The organism is Tritonibacter sp. SIMBA_163 (assembly GCF_046535935.1).
Classification (GTDB): domain Bacteria; phylum Pseudomonadota; class Alphaproteobacteria; order Rhodobacterales; family Rhodobacteraceae; genus Epibacterium; species Epibacterium scottomollicae.
On record NZ_JAWJBP010001030.1, the window covers coordinates 1 to 247 of the forward strand.

Annotated in this window: 1 pseudogene; it reads right to left on the reverse strand. The window is 70.9% G+C overall.

Annotated elements, in window-relative coordinates:
- Positions 1-22 precede the first annotated feature (22 nt).
- Positions 23-247, reverse strand: a pseudogene (locus R0J92_RS25465) (prephenate dehydrogenase/arogenate dehydrogenase family protein); the annotation flags it as partial.

A 247-nucleotide genomic window follows, 5' to 3' on the forward strand; every position in this document is an offset into this window, starting at 1 on the left:
CGGACAGTTCGGCAAATCCCTATTCGGGCCCGGAGAGGTCGGTGCCGGCCAGCGGTTGGGACGGGACCAACTGCACCCCCTCGGGGATATGCGGGGCTACATCCGAGAGCACATGGCGCTTCACCGATGCCACATCGGAAAGGGTGGCCCCCGGCAGCAGCGCCGGTGCGATCTCGGCGGCCACAGCGCCCATCACGCCGGCGGGCACTGGGGGCCCCACCAGGTCGGCGCCCTCGACGGCCTCTTG